This is a genomic window from Maricurvus nonylphenolicus (assembly GCF_042854845.1).
Taxonomy (GTDB): Bacteria; Pseudomonadota; Gammaproteobacteria; order Pseudomonadales; family Cellvibrionaceae; genus Maricurvus; species Maricurvus nonylphenolicus.
In genome coordinates this window covers 4,885,101-4,905,616 of sequence record NZ_AP031498.1, presented here as the reverse complement: position 1 = coordinate 4,905,616, position 20,516 = coordinate 4,885,101, and the positions used below count along the sequence as shown (strand labels likewise).

The window sequence follows — 20,516 nt, the reverse complement described above, 5'->3', positions numbered from 1 at the left end:
TTGTCCATGTCGTCAACTATTAAAAATCGCAGTATTGTTCTGGCTGTCAGGCCTACAGGGGTTCCTGGTAATGACTGCTGGAGCGAAGTTAGTGGTCCAGTACAGGGGGTGGCCGAAGGGGAGGTGATGGTGCGTGTGATCTACGTGTCGATTGATCCTGCCATGCGTGGCTGGATTACTGATCAAGCATCCTATCTGTCTCCAGTCGCTATTGGTGGCACCATGCGAGCTTTGGGTATTGGGCAGGTTGTTGAGAGCAGAAATAAGGATTATGTGGAGGGGGATTATGTTAGCGGCATGTTGGGAGTTCAGGATTATGCCACGCTCACCCCGGATGCATCATTGTTGAAGGTTGATCCGGCATTGGCTCCCTTGCCTACTCAGCTTGGATTGTTGGGGATGCCTGGTATGACAGCCTATTTTGGCTTGCTTGAAGTGGGCCAGCCCAAGGCTGGCGAGACTTTGTTGGTCTCTGGGGCGGCGGGTGCTGTCGGGGCGCTGGTTGGGCAAATTGCCAAAATCCATGGTATGCGAGTGGTGGGTGTTGCGGGAGGCAAGGAGAAATGCGACTTTCTGATAAATAATCTGGGCTTTGATGCCGCCATCGATTATAAGTCGGAGCCTGATTTGTCTGAGGCTGTACAGCGTACTTGCCCTGAAGGTATTAATTTGTTCTTTGATAATGTTGGTGGCGATATTTTGGCTGCTGCAATTAAAAATTTGGCCCATGCTTCTCGCATTGTAATCTGTGGTGCGATCTCGCAATACAACACAGCAGATACCGTGAAGGCAGAAGTAGATTATATTCCTATTCTTTACAGTTCTTCTTCCCTTCAGGGGTTCGTTGTACTCGATTACGCTTCTCGCTACGGTGAGGCCGTAGTGGCGTTAAAGCAGTGGATGACAGATGGATTGGTTAGACCTCATGAAGATATTCGAGAGGGGTTAGAGAACTTCCCTGAAACCCTAAATGCGTTGTTCACAGGAAAGCATTTCGGTAAATTGATTCTAAAGCTTTCAGCCTCCAATTGAGGTGCCAATATGCCTGCTTGGTGTGGAAAAGTTTTTGCATGGTGCATAAAAGGCTGCTAGAAGAAGTAGTGCTGTCTTGTGTTCTATCAGAGCTTGAAGATGTTGGCGCGGTGCCGCTATACTCATTCCATGACAGTATTTGACCAGCGTTATATTGTAGATCTTATCAAGACCAGGCCGCCTCAATGTGCATCAGGCCTGGTTGAGCGAACCTGCCTTGAGCAATTGCAAAGAGCAGAACGGTCACGTATTAATTCGCTGGTTCTGGCCCCTGTAGGTTATGGGAAATCCAGTTTATTGGTGCAATTCTATAACCAGTTAAGTACTGAGGGAAAGAATGTTGCCTGGTTGTCCATCAGTGAAGATGATGCTGATGCTGTACATTTCCTTGCCGGTGTTACGGCTTCTTTACAGTCGTTAGGAGGCAGCTTGGGTAATCTGACTCAGTCGTTGTTGACCTCGGGACTGGGTGTTTCCTATAAAGTTATTCTCACCACGTTACTTAACGAAATTCTGTTATCTGAAAAACAGATCACGCTGTTTCTTGATGATCTTCATCTTGCGGTTTCTGAAGAGTTTGTTGCTGTTGTTAGTGAACTTTTAGAGGGTGGGCCTGAAAACCTTCATATAGTCTTGGCGAGTCGTACTTCGCTTCCTGTCTTTAATAAAATGCGTGCACGTTTAAAGCTGGTTGAGGTAAGCAGTGAGGATTTGAAGCTTAGCTATGATGAGGCTGAGCAGCTTTTGCAGAAGATTTGTCCCGATAAGCACTATGAAGTCGATCTGATTTCGCTTATGGAGAGAATTGACGGCTGGGTTAATGGTCTGCAGATTGCTGCACTCTCGGTCAATGCTGCTAAAGATGTGGATGAATATATAAAGAATTTCTCGGGTAGTGGACGAGATTTCTCGGAATATATCGAGCATGACATATTTGACAAATTACCCGCTGAGACGCAGCGGTTTCTTGTGGAAACCTCTATTTTAGAGGTGCTAACCCCTGAATTATGTGATGTTGTTACAGAGGGCAAGGACAGTAAGCAGCAACTGGCTGAACTACAGAAATTAAATCTGTTTCTTGTTACGCTTGATGAGGAGCGCGATTGTTATCGCTATCATCACTTCTTTCGGGACTTTTTACGTTCGAAGTTGACCCAAGGTTGTGATGATGGGCGAGCCAAAATGCATCGGCGGGTCTATACCTGGTGTCAGGAAAATGCATTAATTAATGAAGCGATTGACCATATGCAATCAGCTGGTGATTGGGCGGTTGCAGGGGCTGCTATCGTTAATCATCTGGAGGAGATGTTATCTCGCAATCGACTGTCTACGCTCAAGCGATGGATTAAGAATTTACCGACAGATTTAGTCGACACCTCACCCGCATTACTCTTGAGCTTGGGGTGGGTTGCTGCGTTGGAACGAGACAGTGCGAGTACATATAGCTATATCGATCAGGCAAAGCGATGTGGACTTGAGGCATTAGAGTCTCTGCAGGTCAATATAGATGCATTAATCGCCGTGGTTACTGTGGTTGAGGATGATGCAAAGAAGATCTCGCTGCTGGCCCAAGGTGAAGCTGAATGTATTCCGGAGGATCAGACCTTTTTTAAGAGTGCATACACATCCGCTTTGGTTTATGCGCTTATGTACGACGGCAAGTATGATCAAGGTCACCGCTTGGCTGTAGAGCAGGAGATGACTTACCTCGATAATAATTTCAGAGCTGTGGTTTATTCACATACATTTCGAGGGTTGGGGTATCGTCTTTCGGGCAACTTGGCCGAAGCGTTGGAGCAATATAAGTTATCTCAGGCTATAGCACAGAAAAAATTTGGTGATGGCTGGATTCCTTTCAGTGTCCCTAATGCCCTAATGGCTGAAATCTATTATGAATGGGGTGACTTCGAGACGGCGATAAACTTACTGAAAAATCAGGAAGTGATTCGACAGGAGTCATCCGTTATTGAGCCGTTGATTTGTGCGTATCAGATTGCTTCGCGATTGGCGGCAAATGATGGTGACAGGGAGAAAGCGTTACAGATATTGGCTGAAGGTGAAGCGTTAGGGCGGCAGGATAATTACATTCGACTATTGGTTGCTATGCTCAACGAGCGTATTCGCTTGTTGTTGGCATTTGGACAGGCGGAGTCTGCTCAGGTTGCCTATCATGATCTTCTGGCTTTGGGGGGGCAGCGAGATAAAGGAGATAATTGGTCTGAAGTTGATTATTACGTGACTCTGGGGGCGTGCCGCTATTTGCTCGCCTCAGGAAAGGCGGATGAGGCTCTGCCTCTGCTCAGTGAGCAGGCGGGGTTGGCAAAACGTTACAATCAGCATCGTCACCTGTTGAAGCTGTTATTGGTGGAGTCAGATGCCCTGTTACGGCTTGATAAGCAAAGGTCTGCGGTCAATAGAATGAATGAAGCTATAGTGCTGGGAGCCAAAGGGCGCTTTCAGCAGAGTTTTTTAGATGCTGAGCAGAATGTTCAAGATTTAATTCGAGTTGCGCTGGAGCGCTGGACCGATAACTCGAATAATAGTGATGTAGTGGTGGATGCTGACTATATTCAGTTGCTCCGTGATTTGTTCAGTGTGACACCCAGTAGTGAACCTCCGGTCGAGTTGTCGATCGATTTAGATGGGCTGGATCCGCTAACACCCAGAGAGGTAACCTTGCTGCAGCTATTAAGCAAGGGCTTAAAAAACAAGGAGTTAGCGGATGAAATGCACTTGAGTGTACATACGATCGCCTGGCACCTAAAAAACCTCTACTCCAAACTAGGGGTGGATAACCGCACTGCAGCGGTTAATGTCGCAAGACACCTTAATCTTGACTGACTCCATGTAGACCTTTGGCGCGAGTTGCTCCTGGCTCGTATCCTGTCCTACACAGCAATACTCTCTGCGTTATATCACAATCTTCTCTGATTGCAGGCATTTAATGCCTGTATCTCATAAGGCCATTCTTATAGTGGGGCTACCCCCTTCGGATTGACGGGTTCATTTCTACTCAAACGAGTGGGTTCCTGTAGGTGGTAGCTTTGTAATCTTCTTCTATCAGCAATAAAACTTGGCGGACTTGGTTGTTTTGGATGGACCTGGTCTTAAAGGCGAGTGAAATAGATAGAGGAGAGTTAGAGAATGACCACTCAGAAAAAATATGACGTGCTTGTTATTGGTGCAGGCTTGAATGGTTTGTATGCTATTCAGAAATTGAAAGATACCAATTTGAGTTATCGCTGTGTGGAGCGCAACGCAGATCTTGGTGGCACCTGGTATAAGAACCGTTACCCTGGTTGTACGTTAGATTCCGAGACGTTGACCTATCAGTTCTCATTCTCCAATGAACTCGTAGATGAGTATAGCTGGGAGCGTCGTTTTTCTATTCAGCCTGAGCTTCTTGAATACATTAATCATGCTGCCGAGAAATTTGATTGGCGTGATCATATCGATTTCGATGTTCATATTAAAAATTCCATCTGGGATGAAGAAGAATCCTGTTGGACGCTTTCAGATGAAAATGGAGAAAACGAGTACAAAGCCAGATACGTTATCTTCGCAACAGGTCCGTTATCTGAGCCGTTGTATCCTGATTACCCTGGTCGAGATGATTTTGAGGGCTTGCAAGGCCACAGTATTAACTGGGATGAGCGATTTGATGATCTCACCGGTAAACGTGTGGCGGTTATTGGTACTGGTGCGACAGCGATCCAGATTATTACTGAAGTGGCTAAGAAGGATTGTCAGCTTAGCGTGTTTCAGCGTAATCCTGACTGGGCGACCCCGCTGGGTAATGGGCAGTTAACTGACGAAGAAAAGGCCAGGTATAAGGGGGAGGCTGCCCAAGAGAATTTCACCAAGTTACATAACTCTTTTGCCGGGTTTGAGCATAACTTTATTATGGAGGGCTCATTCCTTGAGCTGTCTCCAGAAGAGCAAAAAGCGCATTTAGAAGAGAAATACTACGCGCCAGGCTTTTCTTTGTGGTTGGGAAGTTATGCTGATGTCATCATGGATCCTGAAACCAACAAGGTGGTCAGCGAATTTATTGCCGATAAGGTTCGTTCCCGTGTTGATGATCCAGTAATCGCAGAAAAACTAATTCCCAAGAATCACGGTTTTGGTCTGAAGCGTGTACCGCAGGAAAGTGGTTATTACGAATCATACAACCGCCCAAACGTAGAGTTGGTGGATCTGCTGGAAACCCCTATTACACGCTTTACCCCCAAGGGTATTGAAACTACCGAAAAAGAGCACGAGTTTGATGTCATTGTTTATGGTACTGGTTTCAATGCCTTTGTTGGGCCGTTCGAAAGTATCAATATAGTAGGTAAAGGTGGTGTATCACTGAAAGAATATTGGGAAGACGGTGTAAAGAGCTATTTAGGTATGAGCCCTCACGGTTTTCCTAATACCTTTATGCCTCTAGGCCCGCTTAACGGTGGCACACTCTGTAATTTCCCGCGTTGCATCGAAACCAATACTGATTGGGTCATTAAGTGCATTCTTGCGGCAGAAGAGAAAGGTTGCACCCAAATTAACGCCCGTAAAGAAAGTGAGGCTGAGTGGGTTAATACCGTTGCTGAGGTTGCTAGCACTTTGCTGATGTCTACTGTCGACTCTTGGTTTAATGGTCAGAATACTGATCATCGACCTAATCAATTCCTGGCTTACTTTGGTGGTTCTCCAAATTACCAGCTGCGTCTTGAAGACGAAGTTGAAACAGATTATTCAGGTTTCGAAATGACCTGATAGAGGCTGTAAGTCTGTTGTATCGAAATGATTTAAAAATTTGGAGGGTAGGTTATGTCTTTGTTAAATGAAAAGGTCATTGTAGTGACAGGGGCGGCTTCTGGTATTGGTCAGGGCACGGCATTGGCTATGGCTCGTGAGGGAGCAAAACTTGTGCTGGCTGATGTGAGTGTGGCAAGTGGAGAGCAAACACTTAAGCAGGTTGAAGAGGCTGGTGCTGAGGCCATTTTCGTTCAAACCGATGTTACTGATGCGCTACAGGTTGAGCAGTTAATGTTGGCTGCACTTGATCGTTTTGGTCGATTGGATAGTGCGTTTAATAACGCTGGTATTGAAGGTGCTATGTCGCCTATGGATGAAATAGATATTGCTGAGTTTGATCGCACTATAGCGGTCAATCTCCGCGGTGTCTTTTTGTGTATGAAGTATCAGGCCCAAGCGATGATTAAGAATGGTGGCGGCTCTATTGTTAATAACTCCTCTGTTATGGGATTGGTGGGCGCGCCCCAGATTGCGGCTTATTCAGCCAGTAAATTCGGCGTGGTGGGGCTCACAAAAAGTGCTGCGCTTGATTATGCGAAAAAGGGAATTCGCATAAATGCCATCTGCCCAGGAGGTGTAGAAACACCGATGGTCAGTGAAATTTTGCAACAGCAGCCAGGTGTATTGGAGGAGGTGTTGGCCTCTGTACCTGCCAAGCGTTTAGCCTCGCCTGAGGAAATTGCGCAGGCTGTGATGTGGTTATGTTCGGACTCATCGAGTTTTGTGACGGGAGCTGCGTTGCCAGTTGATGGTGCTTATACCGCACAGTAAAAGCCGATTGTGTATCCGATCATAAATTGTGAAGTGATGGATCATCATCTAATGATGGTTCATCCATGATGTAAAGGTGATGAGATGGTTAAAGTTACGTTTGTATCCGCAGATGGCAGTTCTGTAGATGTCGAAGGCGAGGTGGGTCGCTCTGTCATGGAGTGTGCTGTTGAAAACATGATTCCTGAAATTGAGGCGCAGTGTGGTGGTGCGGGTGCATGTGCGACATGCCATTGTTATCCAAGAGAGGAGTGGATGGACAAGCTGTCACCGAAAGGGGATTTTGAAGAAATGACGCTGCAGGGTGGGTTAGCTGAGGTAAAACAGAATAGCCGCTTAGCATGCCAGGTTTTATTAACAGAAGAAAACTCAGGCATGATTATCGATCTCCCTGAACCTGCTTTCTAACTATTACCTACTAATCATAGTGTATCAATACCCCTAAATAAGGTGGGGACGCGAAATGATGAACATATCATGCTAAGAGATGTGCAGGATGTATTTGTTGACTGATTTCTTGGTCGGTGAAGGCATGTTTATCGTAAGAAAGAAAATTACAAAAATAAATGATAGCTGAGAATAGAGGTGAGTGATGAAACAGAAAAAGATTGTTGTCAGTATTTCACAGGCATTAATGGTAGCCATGGCTGGGGTTTCTGCTCCAGCTATGTCAGTGCAGCTTGAAGAGGTCATTGTAACCGCACAGAAACGAGCTGAAAGTCTTCAGGATGTGCCAATTTCAGTTGCGGCAATGACTGGTGACAAGATTTCCGATGCAGGCATGCGTAACCTTGGTGATGCCATTAAACAGGTACCAAATGTCACTATTGTGGGTTCTGAAATCGGTGATAGTGTCAATATTCGCGGTATCCAGTCGGGTAACCAGGCCGGTTTTGAGCAGTCCGTCGCTACGTTTGTTGATGGTGTATATCGTGGTCGTGGTGTTCAATCGCGATTCTCCTTTCTGGATGTAGAGCGCTTAGAGGTTCTGCGTGGTCCCCAGGGCGTTCTGTTTGGTAAAAACGTGGTTGCAGGTGCTCTCAGTATTACTTCTGCAAAACCGACCGATGAACTCACAGGAGCGGGAAAAGTATCTTATAACGTCGATCTTGATGAAACCGAGTTTACTGGGTACCTCTCCGGTGCTCTCTCAGACTCTGTTACTGCTCGTATAGCTGTGCTCGATCGTACTATGAATGAAGGATGGGTTGAAAATATCCGCTATGGTAACGATGAACCAGAGACCGATGAGCAGGCGGCGAGGATTTATTTGGTGTGGGATGCGAGTGATACAACATCGGTGTCTTATAAGCTTGAGCATGGTACTTGGGATAATCAGGGTACATCTTGGGAGCTGCAAAATGCGGGTTCATTAGCGGCGTTAGGTCTTGAAGACAGCTACAATGGCAAATCTGCGATTGGTACAAACCCGTTAGACCCGGATCCTAATCAAGAATTGGGCAGTAGTCAGTTGTTTGATGGAGATACCACGGAAACCTCACTGACTTTAAATCACAGTTTTGCCGATGACGGTGAGTTAACGGCAATTGCATCCTATTCAAAATATACATCTGACCGCATGGTTGATGCCGATATCAGTACTTTGGATACGCTCAACTTTAATGATGAGGAAGACTTCGAGCAGAAAACATTTGAGATTCGATACGCTTCAAATCAGGAAGGCGCAGTTGAATACATCATTGGTGCATTTTATCTGGATGCAGATTTGGTGGCTGAAGGTAATACACCTTTAGGTGTTTCAGCGTTGAATGATCTTGCTGGCTTAAGTTGTGCGGCGGGTGGTGGAACTACCGTAGCGTATGACCCGAATACAGATGACCCTGCAGTGGCAGCAGCGCTTGCGGCAGCTACAAATGCTGGTCTTGGTACTTCGGCGGCTACGGCGTCTGCATGTTCTCAGGCTACACTTGCGGGTCCTATTACCGCGCTTGGTGTTGATGGTTTTAATCGCTATGTAAAACTGGACCAGAATACGGAATCCTGGGCTACTTTTGGTCAGTTAACCTGGCACATGAGTGAAACGCTACGCTCTACCTTCGGTTTACGATATACCAGTGAAGAAAAAACCGCTTCCCACAGTTCCGTGGTATCTGATTACGGTTTGACGAATAAAGCTCCATCCTCGGATCCCCTGGCGGGGGCTTTGGCTGGCCTGTTTGGTGAATATGTTCCGCACAGCTTTGATGACTTAAAGCGTAAAGAAACCAGCTGGACCTGGTCGGCAAATCTGCAGTGGGATTTTTCCAGTATGGGGATGGCTTATGCGAGTGCCTCAACTGGATTTAAAGCGGGGGGATTTAACTCGTTTTATTTGAGTCTGGCTCCGGATCCTTCTGAAATTGGTTTTGATGAGGAAGAGGTTCTTACCTTTGAGATTGGAGCAAAGCTCTCGCTGCTTGATGGCGCCGGTGAAATGAATATTGCTATGTACCGTTCTGAGTATTCAGATATGCAGGTTTCGGTATTTAGCGGCCAAACAACCTACAACGTAGATAACGCTGCAGAAGCCGTAACACAGGGCATTGAAATTGACAGCCGCTGGCAGTTGACTGATGAACTTCTGCTTACGGCATCTGTTGGATGGATTGATTTCGAATTTGAAAACTTTGATAACCAGGGATGCACCAATGCGCAATATCTTGCTTATAGGGAAGAGGCATGGGCTGGCGGTACTAACCCTGCGGCAGCTTTCCTCAGTAATGGTGATTGCGCACAAGCTGGCGTAAATGATTTGTCTGGTCGAGTAGCAGCGCAGACACCCGAATTTACTGGTAGTGTGTCGCTGGCTTATGAAACATCCATTACAGATGCTTGGACGCTTGGTTTAGGGATGGATGTGAGCTATCGAGATGAATCCTATCGTCAGGATGATCTGGACGAAAACTCTTTGGATGATGCATCTACCCAGTTGAATGCGTCAGTGCGGTTGGCTTCTATGGATGGTTGGACGTTCATGTTAAATGGTAACAATCTGACTGATGAAGAGTCTTTCACGCTAAGTCAGGATATTCCTTTAGCGTCAGGATCCCATTTTGCACAAACTATTCGTCCACGCACGTTTACCTTGTCAGTAAAGTACGAGATTTAATTAATAGATATCTTCGTATTTTAATCTCGATAGCATTAAGTAATGAGACTAAATACGGGCTGCTCTAATGCGGCCCGTATTTTATCGAGAGTGTTGTGAGTCGTAACTGGCAGCGGCTGTAGAATTAGACATTATAGATAGATTAGGTTTTAGAATGACTCAGGTAACTTACGAACTACGAAATAATATCGCAGTATTACAACTTTCAAGCCCCCCAGTGAATAGCCTGGGTTTGAGTATGCGCCAGGCTATTATGAGTAACTTTCAGAAGGCGTTAGCGGATGAGAATGTGGACGCTATTGTGCTAGCGTCCTCTGGAAGTATATTCTGTGGCGGTGCTGATATTAGTGAGTTTGACGGGGATTTGGCCTTCGCTTCCCCTAATTTATCTGAGTTGTGTGATTTTGTTGAGGGTACAAATAAGCTTGTCATTGCGGCAATCAATGGTATGGCGCTAGGTGGTGGATGTGAGTTGACCTTGGCCTGCGATTATAGAATCGCCGATAAAAAAGCGAAGATTGGTTTGCCAGAAGTACAGTTGGGTATATTGCCCGGGGCTGGAGGAACGCAGCGAATGCCTCGATTAGCTGGAGCCCCGTTAGCACTTGAGATGATTTCGTCAGGTAAACCTGTAGCCGCGCAAAAGCTATTAGAAGCTAAGGCCATTGATCGTCTGGCTTTGGAAGATGAAGCGTTACTTGAAGCGGCAGTAAATTATGCTGAAGAGCTTGTCGCAGATGATGCCCCACTGAGAAATTGTGCAGATATGGCGGTAGATATAAGTGATCTACCGGAAGATTACTTTTTTGAATTCCGTCGTAAAACTTCAGCGCGCACTCAAGGCTTCTATGCACCTGAGCAATGTATTCAGGCTGTGGAAGCGGCGTGTGCATTACCTCTGGCTGAAGGTATAGCTTTTGAAGCTAATCTTTTCAGAGATTGTATGGAGACGCCACAAGCAAGAGCGCAGCAGCATCTGTTCTTTTCTGAACGAGCGGCAACCAAGATACCTGGTATTCAATCCAAAACTCTAATACGCCCTATCAATCGGGTTGCTGTGATTGGGTCTGGAACCATGGGTGGTGGCATTGCCATGAACTTTATCAATGCTGGTATTGAGACTGTCGTATTGGATCTTAATGCAGAAGCGTTGGAGCGAGGTATTGCCACGATACGGCGTAACTATGAAATCAGTGCCAAGAAGGGGCGATTTACTCAAGCTCAGGTTGACAGTTGTTTGTCCTTACTAAAATCAACCACTGAATATTCCGATATTAGCGATGTAGATCTTGTGATCGAAGCTGTTTTTGAGCGGATGGATATTAAACAGCAAGTATTTAAAACTCTGGATGAAGTTTGTAAGCCTGGTGCCATTCTGGCAACCAATACCTCGACATTGGATGTAAACGAAATTGCCGCTGTCACATCACGGCCAGAAGCGGTTGTAGGCACCCATTTCTTTAGTCCTGCCAATGTGATGCGTTTGTTAGAAATTGTTCGTGCCGAAAAAACGGCCGATGATGTTCTGATGACGACCATTAAATTGGCTCAAAAAATTAAGAAAGTACCGGTCGTGTCAGGCGTGTGTTGGGGATTTATTGGCAATCGTATGATAGAGCCTTATGGGAGAGAGACTGCCCGGCTGATCCTGGAAGGGGCGTCACCAGCACAAATTGATCAGGCGCTGACTGATTTTGGTTTGGCGATGGGTTTCCCTAGTATGGCTGATTTGGCGGGTATCGATGTGAGTTATTTAATTCGCCAGGAAAACGCTGAGGCTTGTTACCCTCGCGATCCCCATTACGCTGCAATTCTCGATAAACTCTATGAGTTGGGGCGTTATGGTCAAAAAAGCGGCCGTGGCTTTTACATTTATGAGGGGCGTGACAAGCGCGAGGACCCGGAAGTCATGACATTAGCCGCGGATCTGGCAAATGAGCTTGGCATTAAGCAGCGAGCTATTACTGATCAGGAGATTGTCGAAAGGACTATGTATGTACTGATTAATGAAGGCGCGCAGATTCTCGATGAAGGTATTGCTTATCGCTCGGGTGATATTGATATTGTCTACTGTAATGGTTACGGCTTCCCGATTTTCAAGGGGGGACCAATGCAGTTCGCCGATGAAATTGGCTTGGATAAAATACTTGCAGCACTGAATGGCTACCGACAGTCTCTGGGTGATTATGGTGAAGAGTGGTTCAAACCAGCACCTTTATTGGAACGTTTGGTCGAACAAAATAAATCGTTTAAAGATTATCAGTAAAATCGTATTTGGCTGATAACTCTATTGATTAGTCAGCCGTATTTAAAGTTATATAGGAATTGTGCAATGAGAGATGCGGTAATTGTTTCTACGGCTCGTACACCGATTGGTCGAGCATTTCGTGGTGCATTTAATAATACCAAATCACCAACGCTGATGGGGCATGCAATTGCACATGCCGTTCAGCGTTCAGGTATAGAGGGTGCAGAGGTCGATGATGTTATTGTCGGTTCGGTATTAAACGCTGGCAGTGCCAGTATGAATATTGGCCGTTTAGCGCCAATGGCTGCTGGCCTTCCTTATTCCGCTTCAGGCCAGACGATTGATCGTCAGTGTGCCTCTGGTCTGATGGCGATCGCTACGGCTGCTAAGCAAGTGATGGTTGATCACATGGATGTGGTTGTTGCTGGAGGGCAAGAAAATATTTCTGAAATTCAGCAGAAATATATGGACTGGGCCGCCAGCGCCATGGATGAAAATGTTATTAAGAACGCCAAGAATGCCTACATGCCTATGTTGCTTACCGCTGAAAACGTAGCGAAAAAGTACGGCATCTCTCGAGAAGAGCAGGATCAGCTGTCATTGGCTTCTCAGCAGCGAACGGCAGCTGCACAAGCGTCAGGAAAATTTGATGACGAAATTGTTCCTTTGACGACGACCAAGGCGGTATTTGATAAAGAGACTAAAGCCGTTTCCTATGAAGAAGTCACACTTACCCAGGATGAAGGTAATAGACCTTCGACGACACTTGAGAGTTTACAGAGCCTTAAACCCGTTGTTGAAGGCGGTATTATCACTGCCGGTAATGCGAGTCAGTTGTCAGACGGCGCTTCAGCGTGCGTTGTTATGGAGCGAAAATTGGCTGAGCAGCGAGGTTTACAGCCTCTTGGAATTTATCGAGGCATGATGGTAGCTGGCAATGCGCCTGAAGAAATGGGTATCGGGCCGATTTATGCCATTCCCAAATTATTGAAAGCTCATGGTCTTACTGTCAATGATATCGGTCTTTGGGAGTTAAATGAGGCTTTTGCGTGTCAGGCACTGTATTGCCAAAAAGAGTTAAATATTGATCCAGAAATATTCAACGTCAATGGTGGCTCTATTTCTGTAGGTCATCCCTATGGTATGACTGGTTCACGATTGGTAGGGCATGCTCTTATTGAGGGTAAGCGCCGTGGTGTTAAGTATGTTGTAGTCAGTATGTGTGTTGGCGGGGGCATGGGGGCTGCCGGCTTATTTGAAGTGGCATAAGGTTCTGTCTCTTAGAGCGAGAATTTCCCATGTCGAGCGATCTTAAGGCTCTCTCTCCAGCGGTCACAGGCATTAACTAATTTTGTAATGATGTGATTACGCTGTATTTCCGCATTAGTCATGCGGACTTTCCTATGGGCTTGTCATCTATAGCGGTGGCAAGCCCTCTTTTTTTAATGTGTATTTTTCAATCGTTCACCTTGATTGCCCCAAGTTTATAGGGGGGAAGACTATTAGTTATGGTGGTCATCCATAGGGTGTTATTCGATACATTTACCATTTGCCTCACAATCTTCCTGATATCTATTACGGCAGATCCGTATGGCACTTTCTTTGAAGTAAGGAATTAAATATGAGTTATGACTTTGTCAAAGTAGATCATGAAGCTGGTGTAGAAGTTATCGCTTTAAATCGCCCGGATGTTCGCAATTCACTTAACCGACAACTTAGACAAGAATTACGAGAAGCCCTTGAGCAGGCAATGGACAACGATACCGTTAGAGTTATTGTACTTGCTGGCGAGGGAAAAGGGTTTTGTTCGGGAGCTGATTTGGCCGAGAAGATTGAGGATACTGGGGAGCAGGATTTTTTAGCCAATGCTGTTCGTGAAGAATATAACGGCATAATCAAAGCTATCGTCAATGGTCCCAAGCCGGTCATATGTGCAGTGAATGGAACTGCAGCAGGATTTGCCGGAGCCCTGGTGCTTGCGTGTGACTTGGTTGTAATGGCAGAAGATGCATTTATATATTCTGCCTTCAGTGCAATTGGCCTGGTTCCAGATGGTGGTTTTCACTTCTTGCTTCGTAATGCAGTTGGTCCACAAAAGGCTTATGAAATTATTGCCTGTTGTCAGCGTTTGGATGCCAACAAATGTATAGAGCTGGGGTTGGTAAATCGGGTTGTGGCCACAGAAAACCTGCGTGAAGAGGCTTTGTCATTCGCTAACCAACTCAGCAAACTAGCTCCTTTGAGTTTACGGCACTCCAAGCAGTTGTTGAAAGAGGCTGCAACGGGTGAGTTGTTGGCAATTGCAGACCGTGAGGCTGGATTTCAGGAAGTTAACCTGCGTAGTAAAGATCATCAGGAAGGCGTCCGTGCGTTCTTTGAAAAGAGGCCCGCAGTATTCCAAGGGTGCTAATTGTTACTCATTAATAATGAGTTAAAGAGTAGATATATGAAAACATTAATTTGTCACGTCGATGAAATGGTTGTAGATGAAGTAAGGCCAATCGAAGTGGGTAGTGAGTCGGCATTATTGTTTCGCCTTGAAGACGGGTTTTATGCCACTCAATCCCGCTGCACGCATATGTTCCGCTCTCTGGCAAAGGGGAAAGTCAAAGACGGTAAAATTGAATGCCCGCTACATCGAGCAAAGTTTTGTATAAAAACGGGAGATGTCAAAGAGTGGGCAAATTTTCCACCTGGTGTTCAGTTGTTTAATGTTATCGCCAGGGAGAAGTCTTTAAAGGTGTACGAGGTCGCGATTGAGAACGGGGCGGTGTATGTAACTGGTTAGTTGTTCGGCACTGTTTATGTAAGCCTAGCGTTGCCCATTTGATCAGTCATATCAGCCAGAATGCCCCGTACCTGATCTTGGCTTTTATAGTAATAGGGAGGCAGCTCAAATGAACAAATCTTTATTGCTTTTTCGTTTGATGGTTTATGTTTGATCTCAGGCGCTGTCGTGGATGATGCTGTGGAGGCGGAGTGAACGAAAGCCAGTAAACTGAATAGGCTAATCAGGCGGAGACTGGCGTTCAGAGAGCATCTCATGCAGGCTTAAACTATCGCTGTTGGCACTGCTATGTATAACGCCCTTGATGCAGCGGCTGTGTAAACCCTGAGCTTGTGATTCCTCTCACTGCCTAGCTGCTATAATGAGCAAAAACAAGGTCTTACGAGAGTCAGCCTTTGCCAACCCTGCCGCACAGCAATCGCCTGCTACACAACCTCATGCTCACCCTGATTATTGCTGCGCTGTATTTTGTCAGCGGGCGGCTGGGGCTGCTGATGGCGATTCCCCCCGGCTTTGCCACCGCTGTATGGCCGCCATCAGGTCTGGCGGTGGCGGCAGCGTTGTTATACGGCCCGCGGGTGCTACCTGGTGTGTTTCTGGGGTCGACTTTAGTCAATCTCAGTCTATCGGTGGAGCAGTGGCAGTGGAGTGATATTCAGGCGGCACTGCCGGTGGCGATCCCTATTGCTGTAGGTTCCAGTCTCCAGGCATGGGTCGCCAGTGCCCTGGTACGGCGCTCCTTCACTATTCCTTCCCCCCTGATCGATCCACGGGAAATCCTGTTGCTGTCGCTACTGGCGGGTCCCATGGCCTGCCTGATTGCTGCCAGTGTTGGCACCGCAACCCTTTACAGCCTCGAGTTGGTGACTCTCACGAATGCGCCCATCGGCTGGTTTACCTGGTGGGTGGGTGATGTAATCGGCGTGCTGGTGTTTACACCACTGATCCTGGTGATGGTCACCAAGACACCTAACAATCCTATTGGTCGTCGCTTACAGGTGAGCTTGCCGCTGATACTGGCTTTTGCTCTGGCGATAGTGGTGTTCTTTTGGGCGCGCAGCACTGAGCAAGCGCGCATTGATGACAACTTTTCTAGGCGAGCGCTAATAGAGGAACAGGGGCTGGAGCGGCATGCATCGAATATGGTTTCCGCAGTGGGTGCCATTAAAGGCCTCTATGCCGCCAGTAATTTCGTCGACAGCAACGAGTTCAGTCGTTTTTATGCTGAACTTGTCGAGCATTACAGTGGTCTGGAGGCGGCGGCCTGGGTAAAGCGAGTGCCTTTAGAGGAACGGGAGGCGTTTGAATCAGCCCTGAGCGAGCAGGAGTTCAGCTCTCCCTATATTCGAGTACCTAAAATAGGTGAAACTGTTCCCGCCCCGCAGCAGGCCGAGTACTTTCCCATTTTTTACAACGCTTCGCGTCTCAGCTTCAGTAATCCTGTCATTGGGCTTGATCTTAGTGCGGAGGCTCTGCGGTTGGCCGCTATGCGAAAGGCTCGGGCCGAACACCGGCTGATTGCCACCGCTCCGATCACCCTGACCAGCAGTCCCAATGCCGAGCCTGCCATCATTCTGTTCTTGCCGTTGTTCAGCGACGAGCTACCCAAGGGTGATGCTGACGGAGAATTGTTGGGTTTTATTGTGGGCATGTTTGTTATCGATAATTTCGTCAACAGTGCGCTGTCGGTGGGCCGTGAGCGCGATCTCATTCTGCATATCAGTGATGTTACCAACCCAGACCAACCTATAGAGCTTTACCATGAACAGGAACATCAACAGTCCGACATCGGGTGGGAGAAAATCTTCGACTTTGGCTCACGCCAGTGGCATATCAGGCTGACGCCCACGCCGCAGTATTTGCGTGAATTGCACGGCCATACCATCTGGTGGGTGCTGATGGGTGGCATGTTGTTTGTCTGGCTTACCGGTGCGCTGTTGCTGATTCTGACCGGCCGTGAATCGCTGGTGCGTCAGGAGGTGATCGAAAAAACCCAGCAGTTGCGCCATGCGTTGCACAAGGCCAATGATGCCAGCGAGGCTAAGAGCCGTTTCCTGGCCAGCATGTCCCACGAGTTGCGCACCCCGCTTAACTCCATCATCGGTTTTACCAGCCGCTTGTTACGTAAGGCGGGTGACAGGGACTTTGATCAGCGTACAGTGGATTCGCTTACTACGATTGAGCGCAACGGCCAGCACCTGTTGGAATTGATTAACGATATTCTGGATGTCACCAAGATTGAGGCCGGTGAGATGGTGCTGAATCTGGAGTCTATTCAGGTGCAGGAAGTTGTCGACGAGGTGAGTAAAAAAATTGCCCCGCTGCTGAGTGCGGAAGGGCTGGACTACCGGGTGCTGGTCGATAAGGCTGTTGGGCACCTGCAGGCAGATCGACGCCGTTTGGTGCAAATTCTGCTCAACCTGTTTTCCAACGCGCTGAAGTTTACCGAACAGGGCAGTATCACACTGGAGGTCACACCTGAGACGCGCAGCCAACAAGCGGGGCTAAGGTTTTCTGTCACCGATACCGGTATTGGTATTAGTAGCCAAGATCAGCAGCGTCTGTTCCAGCGTTTCAGTCAAATAGACAGTCGCGTCACCAAAACGGTGGAGGGAACTGGATTGGGGCTGGTTCTGGTGAAAGAGTTTGCCGAAATTCACGGTGGCGAAGTTGAGGTGTGCAGTGAGGTGGGTAAGGGCAGTCAATTTAGCGTGTGGTTGCCTTTGACTGTGACTGTAGATTAGAAACAAAAAAGCCTCGCTAGAAGCGAGGCTTTTTTGTAGTGTTTGGTGCCCAGGAGAGGACTTGAACCTCCACGCCCTTGCGAGCACTAGCACCTGAAGCTAGCGTGTCTACCAATTTCACCACCTGGGCAAAGCGACTCGGGCTTGTTTAAAGCAGTGCCCTGTCGAGGTCGCGCATATTAGTGGGGGCAGGGATTGATGTCAATCGCCTATACTCAAAAAAATGAAAAAAATGCCGTTTAGGCTACGTCGAGAGAGCTGCAATAGGGGTATTTGTAAGGGGAATCCGGTATAGTCCGCCCCGCAAGCCCTTGCTGGCTCTAAGTTTCCCGAATGTTGGCTAATATTTGGGCATAAAAACAAAAAATCCCTGTATGGGTAAAGGATACCGTTGACTAAGCAAACACCCACATCTGAGGCTAACGCCAAAGACCCGCATGCCAATCGCGAGGCTGCCAAATACGACAACCCCATCCCCAGTCGTGAATATATTACCGAGGTGCTGGAGGCCGCTCCGGGCCCTATGACCCATGAGGCCCTGTGTGAGGTGTTGGGGCTGGTTGACGAGGACTCTGTTGAGGCGCTGCGTCGCCGTCTGATTGCCATGAGCCGTGATGGCCAGTTACTCAGTAACCGTCGCCAGGGTTATGCACCGATTAACCGTCTGGATCTGATCCGTGCGCGGGTGCAGGGTCACAAAGACGGTTTTGGCTTTGCTGTGCCCTTGGCTGGGGGTGATGATCTGTATTTGTCTTACCGCCAGATGCGCAAGGTATTTGACGGTGATGAGGTGCTGGTGCGCGAGAGTGGCCGCGATTACAAAGGTCGCCGTGAAGGCGGCATTGTTGAGGTGCTGACCCACAATACCCATCAGATAGTGGGTCGCCTGTTTAATGACAATGGCCTCTATTTTGTGCGCCCGGATAATCCGCGCTTAAGCCATGACGTACTGGTACCCGTTGATCGCCTTGGTAAGGCCGAGGAGGGCCAGTTTGTAGTGGTGGCTATCGATCAGCAGCCAGGTCGCAAACAGCAACCAGCAGGCCATGTGCTGGAGGTATTGGGCGATCATATGGCGCCGGGTATGGAGATCGATGTCGCCATCCGTGCTGCCGGTATTCCACACCTGTGGCCCAGTGAAGTGCAGGCCGAGGCCAATGGTTTGCCTGCCGAAGTGGATGATGCCGATAAGCGTCATCGGGTCGATTTACGTGATTATCCCTTTGTCACTATCGACGGTGAAGATGCCCGTGATTTTGATGATGCGGTCTACTGTGAGCGCAAGAAGTCTGGAGGCTGGCGCCTTTATGTGGCCATTGCCGATGTGTCCCATTATGTGACCGTAGGCAGTGCTTTGGATCAAGAGGCGCAGGTGCGCGGCAATTCCGTGTACTTCCCGGATTTTGTGGTTCCTATGCTGCCGGAGGCGCTGTCCAATGGGTTGTGTTCTTTAAACCCGGAAGTTGATCGCCTGTGTATGGTCTGTGAGATGACCATCTCGGAAGCCGGGCGCGTTAGCGGCTACACCTTTTATGAAGGCGTAATCCACTCCCATGCCCGCCTGACCTATACCCAGGTTGGTCAGGCCCTGAGCGAAGACGTTACCTCCAAGTCAAAAGCCAAAGGAGTGCGCAAGCTATTAAATAAGGTGCTGCCGAAAGCGCTGCAGTCTCAATCCAAAGCGGATGCCAACAGTATGCGTGCGCAGCTGGCCCATGTGATGCCACACCTGGATGAGCTGCATAACCTGTATAGGTCTTTAAGGGCGGCGCGAACCGAGCGCGGTGCGATCGATTTTGAAACCACCGAAACCCGCATTCTGTTCGATGAGCAGCGCAAGATCGAAAAGATTATTCCAGTGGTGCGCAACGATGCGCACAAGCTGATTGAAGAATGCATGTTGGCCGCCAACGTCTGTGCGGCGCGCTTCCTGGAGAAGCATGAGCTGCCGGGGCTGTACCGTGTTCATGAGGGCCCTAAAGAACAGAAGCTGGAAAACCTGCGTGAGTTCTTGGGTGAGATTGGTTTGGGCATGCCCGGTGGCGGCGCGCCCGAGCCGAAACATTATCAAACCCTGTTGCAGTCCATTGAGGGCCGCCCCGATGCGCACCTGATTCAAACCGTGATGCTACGCAGTTTAAGCCAGGCGGTGTATCAGCCGGATAATAAAGGCCACTTTGGTTTGGGTTATACCGCTTATGCCCACTTTACCTCGCCCATCCGTCGCTACCCGGATTTATTGGTGCATCGCGCTCTGCGCCATGTGATTCGCTCCAAGCAAGAGAGTAAACATGTTAAGCGCGTAAAAGCGGCCAAGCCGATCGCCAAGAAACATATTTACCCTTACGACCTGGATGCCATGCTGATCGCCGGTGAGCAGAGCTCCATGACCGAGCGTCGCGCCGATGAGGCTACCCGCGATGTGGTCAGCTGGCTCAAATGTGAGTTTTTGCAGGACCATATTGGTGATGAGTTTGATGGTGTGGTGAGCTCGGCTACCGGTTTTGGTTTGTTTGTCGAGTTAAAAGACCTCTACGTTGAAGGTTTGATTCACGTAACCTCCCTACCGCACGATTATTATCACTTTGAGGCGGCCCATCATCGCTTGGTGGGTGAGCGTACCCGTACCGTATTCCGTTTGGGGGATGAGGTGAGTGTGCGGGTTGTGCGTGTTGATCTGGATGAGCGCAAAGTCGATTTTGAATTGTTGGAGCACCGCCCTGGTAAGCAGAAGGGTAAGAAGGCTGCCAAGAATATTAAAAAGACGGTAAAGAAAGCGACCCGCGGAAAGGCAGAAACCAAAAAGCCGAAAAAGAAACCGGCGGGTAAAGGTGCAAAGAAGGCTAGCGCTAAAGCAGCAGAAAAACCGGCGGCCAAGAAAAAAGCGAAAAAGCCCAGTAAGGGTGTTCGTGTGCGTAAAGCCAAATCCCAGAAGTAAATTGATTCGTCATACCTGCGAAGGCAGGTATCCAGCGTCTTCGACGTCGTAGATAATAATCCCGTAATGGTGAATCGGGACATTAGAAA

At 48.0% G+C, this 20,516-nt stretch carries 12 protein-coding genes and 1 tRNA gene; 12 read left to right on the top strand and 1 reads right to left on the bottom strand.

Features of this window, described 5'->3' with window-relative positions; translation table 11 throughout:
* Nucleotides 1-6: 6 nt before the first annotated feature.
* The 11 genes from ACGHZ6_RS21245 (at nucleotide 7) to ACGHZ6_RS21195 (ending at nucleotide 17,489) form a co-directional block, all read left to right on the top strand.
* Nucleotides 7-1,032: an NADP-dependent oxidoreductase gene (locus tag ACGHZ6_RS21245; RefSeq protein ID WP_390616057.1), complete on the top strand. Its 1,026-nt coding sequence runs from the start codon at nucleotides 7-9 to the stop codon at nucleotides 1,030-1,032.
* 129 nt (nucleotides 1,033-1,161) lie between these two features.
* On the top strand, nucleotides 1,162-3,873 hold the full coding sequence (locus ACGHZ6_RS21240; protein WP_390616055.1) for a LuxR C-terminal-related transcriptional regulator: 2,712 nt from the start codon (nucleotides 1,162-1,164) through the stop codon (nucleotides 3,871-3,873).
* Between the two features lie 303 nt (nucleotides 3,874-4,176).
* The gene (locus ACGHZ6_RS21235) at nucleotides 4,177-5,787 is read left to right on the top strand and encodes a flavin-containing monooxygenase (RefSeq protein ID WP_390616054.1); all 1,611 of its coding nucleotides are present in this window, start codon (nucleotides 4,177-4,179) and stop codon (nucleotides 5,785-5,787) included.
* 54 nt (nucleotides 5,788-5,841) lie between these two features.
* Nucleotides 5,842-6,600: a glucose 1-dehydrogenase gene (locus ACGHZ6_RS21230; RefSeq protein ID WP_390616053.1), complete on the top strand. Its 759-nt coding sequence runs from the start codon at nucleotides 5,842-5,844 to the stop codon at nucleotides 6,598-6,600.
* Between the two features lie 84 nt (nucleotides 6,601-6,684).
* On the top strand, nucleotides 6,685-7,008 hold the full coding sequence (locus tag ACGHZ6_RS21225) for a 2Fe-2S iron-sulfur cluster-binding protein (protein WP_390616052.1): 324 nt from the start codon (nucleotides 6,685-6,687) through the stop codon (nucleotides 7,006-7,008).
* Between the two features lie 184 nt (nucleotides 7,009-7,192).
* Nucleotides 7,193-9,709 (top strand): TonB-dependent receptor, encoded by a 2,517-nt coding sequence (locus ACGHZ6_RS21220; protein ID WP_390616051.1) that lies wholly within the window; start codon nucleotides 7,193-7,195, stop codon nucleotides 9,707-9,709.
* A 154-nt stretch (nucleotides 9,710-9,863) separates the two neighbouring features.
* Nucleotides 9,864-11,975, top strand: coding sequence for a 3-hydroxyacyl-CoA dehydrogenase NAD-binding domain-containing protein (locus ACGHZ6_RS21215; RefSeq protein WP_390616050.1), 2,112 nt, complete (start codon nucleotides 9,864-9,866; stop codon nucleotides 11,973-11,975).
* A gap of 66 nt (nucleotides 11,976-12,041) precedes the next feature.
* Nucleotides 12,042-13,226, top strand: coding sequence for an acetyl-CoA C-acyltransferase (locus ACGHZ6_RS21210; protein WP_390616049.1), 1,185 nt, complete (start codon nucleotides 12,042-12,044; stop codon nucleotides 13,224-13,226).
* 352 nt (nucleotides 13,227-13,578) lie between these two features.
* Nucleotides 13,579-14,367 (top strand): enoyl-CoA hydratase/isomerase family protein, encoded by a 789-nt coding sequence (locus tag ACGHZ6_RS21205; RefSeq protein ID WP_390616048.1) that lies wholly within the window; start codon nucleotides 13,579-13,581, stop codon nucleotides 14,365-14,367.
* Nucleotides 14,368-14,403: 36 nt separating this feature from the next.
* Nucleotides 14,404-14,745, top strand: coding sequence for a Rieske (2Fe-2S) protein (locus ACGHZ6_RS21200; protein ID WP_390616047.1), 342 nt, complete (start codon nucleotides 14,404-14,406; stop codon nucleotides 14,743-14,745).
* Nucleotides 14,746-15,140: 395 nt separating this feature from the next.
* Nucleotides 15,141-17,489, top strand: coding sequence for a CHASE domain-containing protein (locus tag ACGHZ6_RS21195; protein ID WP_390616046.1), 2,349 nt, complete (start codon nucleotides 15,141-15,143; stop codon nucleotides 17,487-17,489).
* Between the two features lie 43 nt (nucleotides 17,490-17,532).
* On the opposite strand, the gene ACGHZ6_RS21190 is transcribed toward ACGHZ6_RS21195, so the two are convergent.
* Nucleotides 17,533-17,619 (bottom strand) — tRNA-Leu (locus ACGHZ6_RS21190).
* 261 nt (nucleotides 17,620-17,880) lie between these two features.
* On the opposite strand from ACGHZ6_RS21190, the gene ACGHZ6_RS21185 reads away from it, so the two are divergent.
* Nucleotides 17,881-20,427: a ribonuclease R family protein gene (locus ACGHZ6_RS21185; RefSeq protein ID WP_390616045.1), complete on the top strand. Its 2,547-nt coding sequence runs from the start codon at nucleotides 17,881-17,883 to the stop codon at nucleotides 20,425-20,427.
* The last annotated feature ends 89 nt before the right edge of the window (nucleotides 20,428-20,516 follow it).

Coding starts and splice junctions, on each gene's coding strand:
- ACGHZ6_RS21245 (WP_390616057.1), top strand. CDS start 7: ATGTCGTCAACTATTAAAAATCGCAGTATTGTTCTGGCTGTCAGGCCT.
- ACGHZ6_RS21240 (WP_390616055.1), top strand. CDS start 1,162: ATGACAGTATTTGACCAGCGTTATATTGTAGATCTTATCAAGACCAGG.
- ACGHZ6_RS21235 (WP_390616054.1), top strand. CDS start 4,177: ATGACCACTCAGAAAAAATATGACGTGCTTGTTATTGGTGCAGGCTTG.
- ACGHZ6_RS21230 (WP_390616053.1), top strand. CDS start 5,842: ATGTCTTTGTTAAATGAAAAGGTCATTGTAGTGACAGGGGCGGCTTCT.
- ACGHZ6_RS21225 (WP_390616052.1), top strand. CDS start 6,685: ATGGTTAAAGTTACGTTTGTATCCGCAGATGGCAGTTCTGTAGATGTC.
- ACGHZ6_RS21220 (WP_390616051.1), top strand. CDS start 7,193: ATGAAACAGAAAAAGATTGTTGTCAGTATTTCACAGGCATTAATGGTA.
- ACGHZ6_RS21215 (WP_390616050.1), top strand. CDS start 9,864: ATGACTCAGGTAACTTACGAACTACGAAATAATATCGCAGTATTACAA.
- ACGHZ6_RS21210 (WP_390616049.1), top strand. CDS start 12,042: ATGAGAGATGCGGTAATTGTTTCTACGGCTCGTACACCGATTGGTCGA.
- ACGHZ6_RS21205 (WP_390616048.1), top strand. CDS start 13,579: ATGAGTTATGACTTTGTCAAAGTAGATCATGAAGCTGGTGTAGAAGTT.
- ACGHZ6_RS21200 (WP_390616047.1), top strand. CDS start 14,404: ATGAAAACATTAATTTGTCACGTCGATGAAATGGTTGTAGATGAAGTA.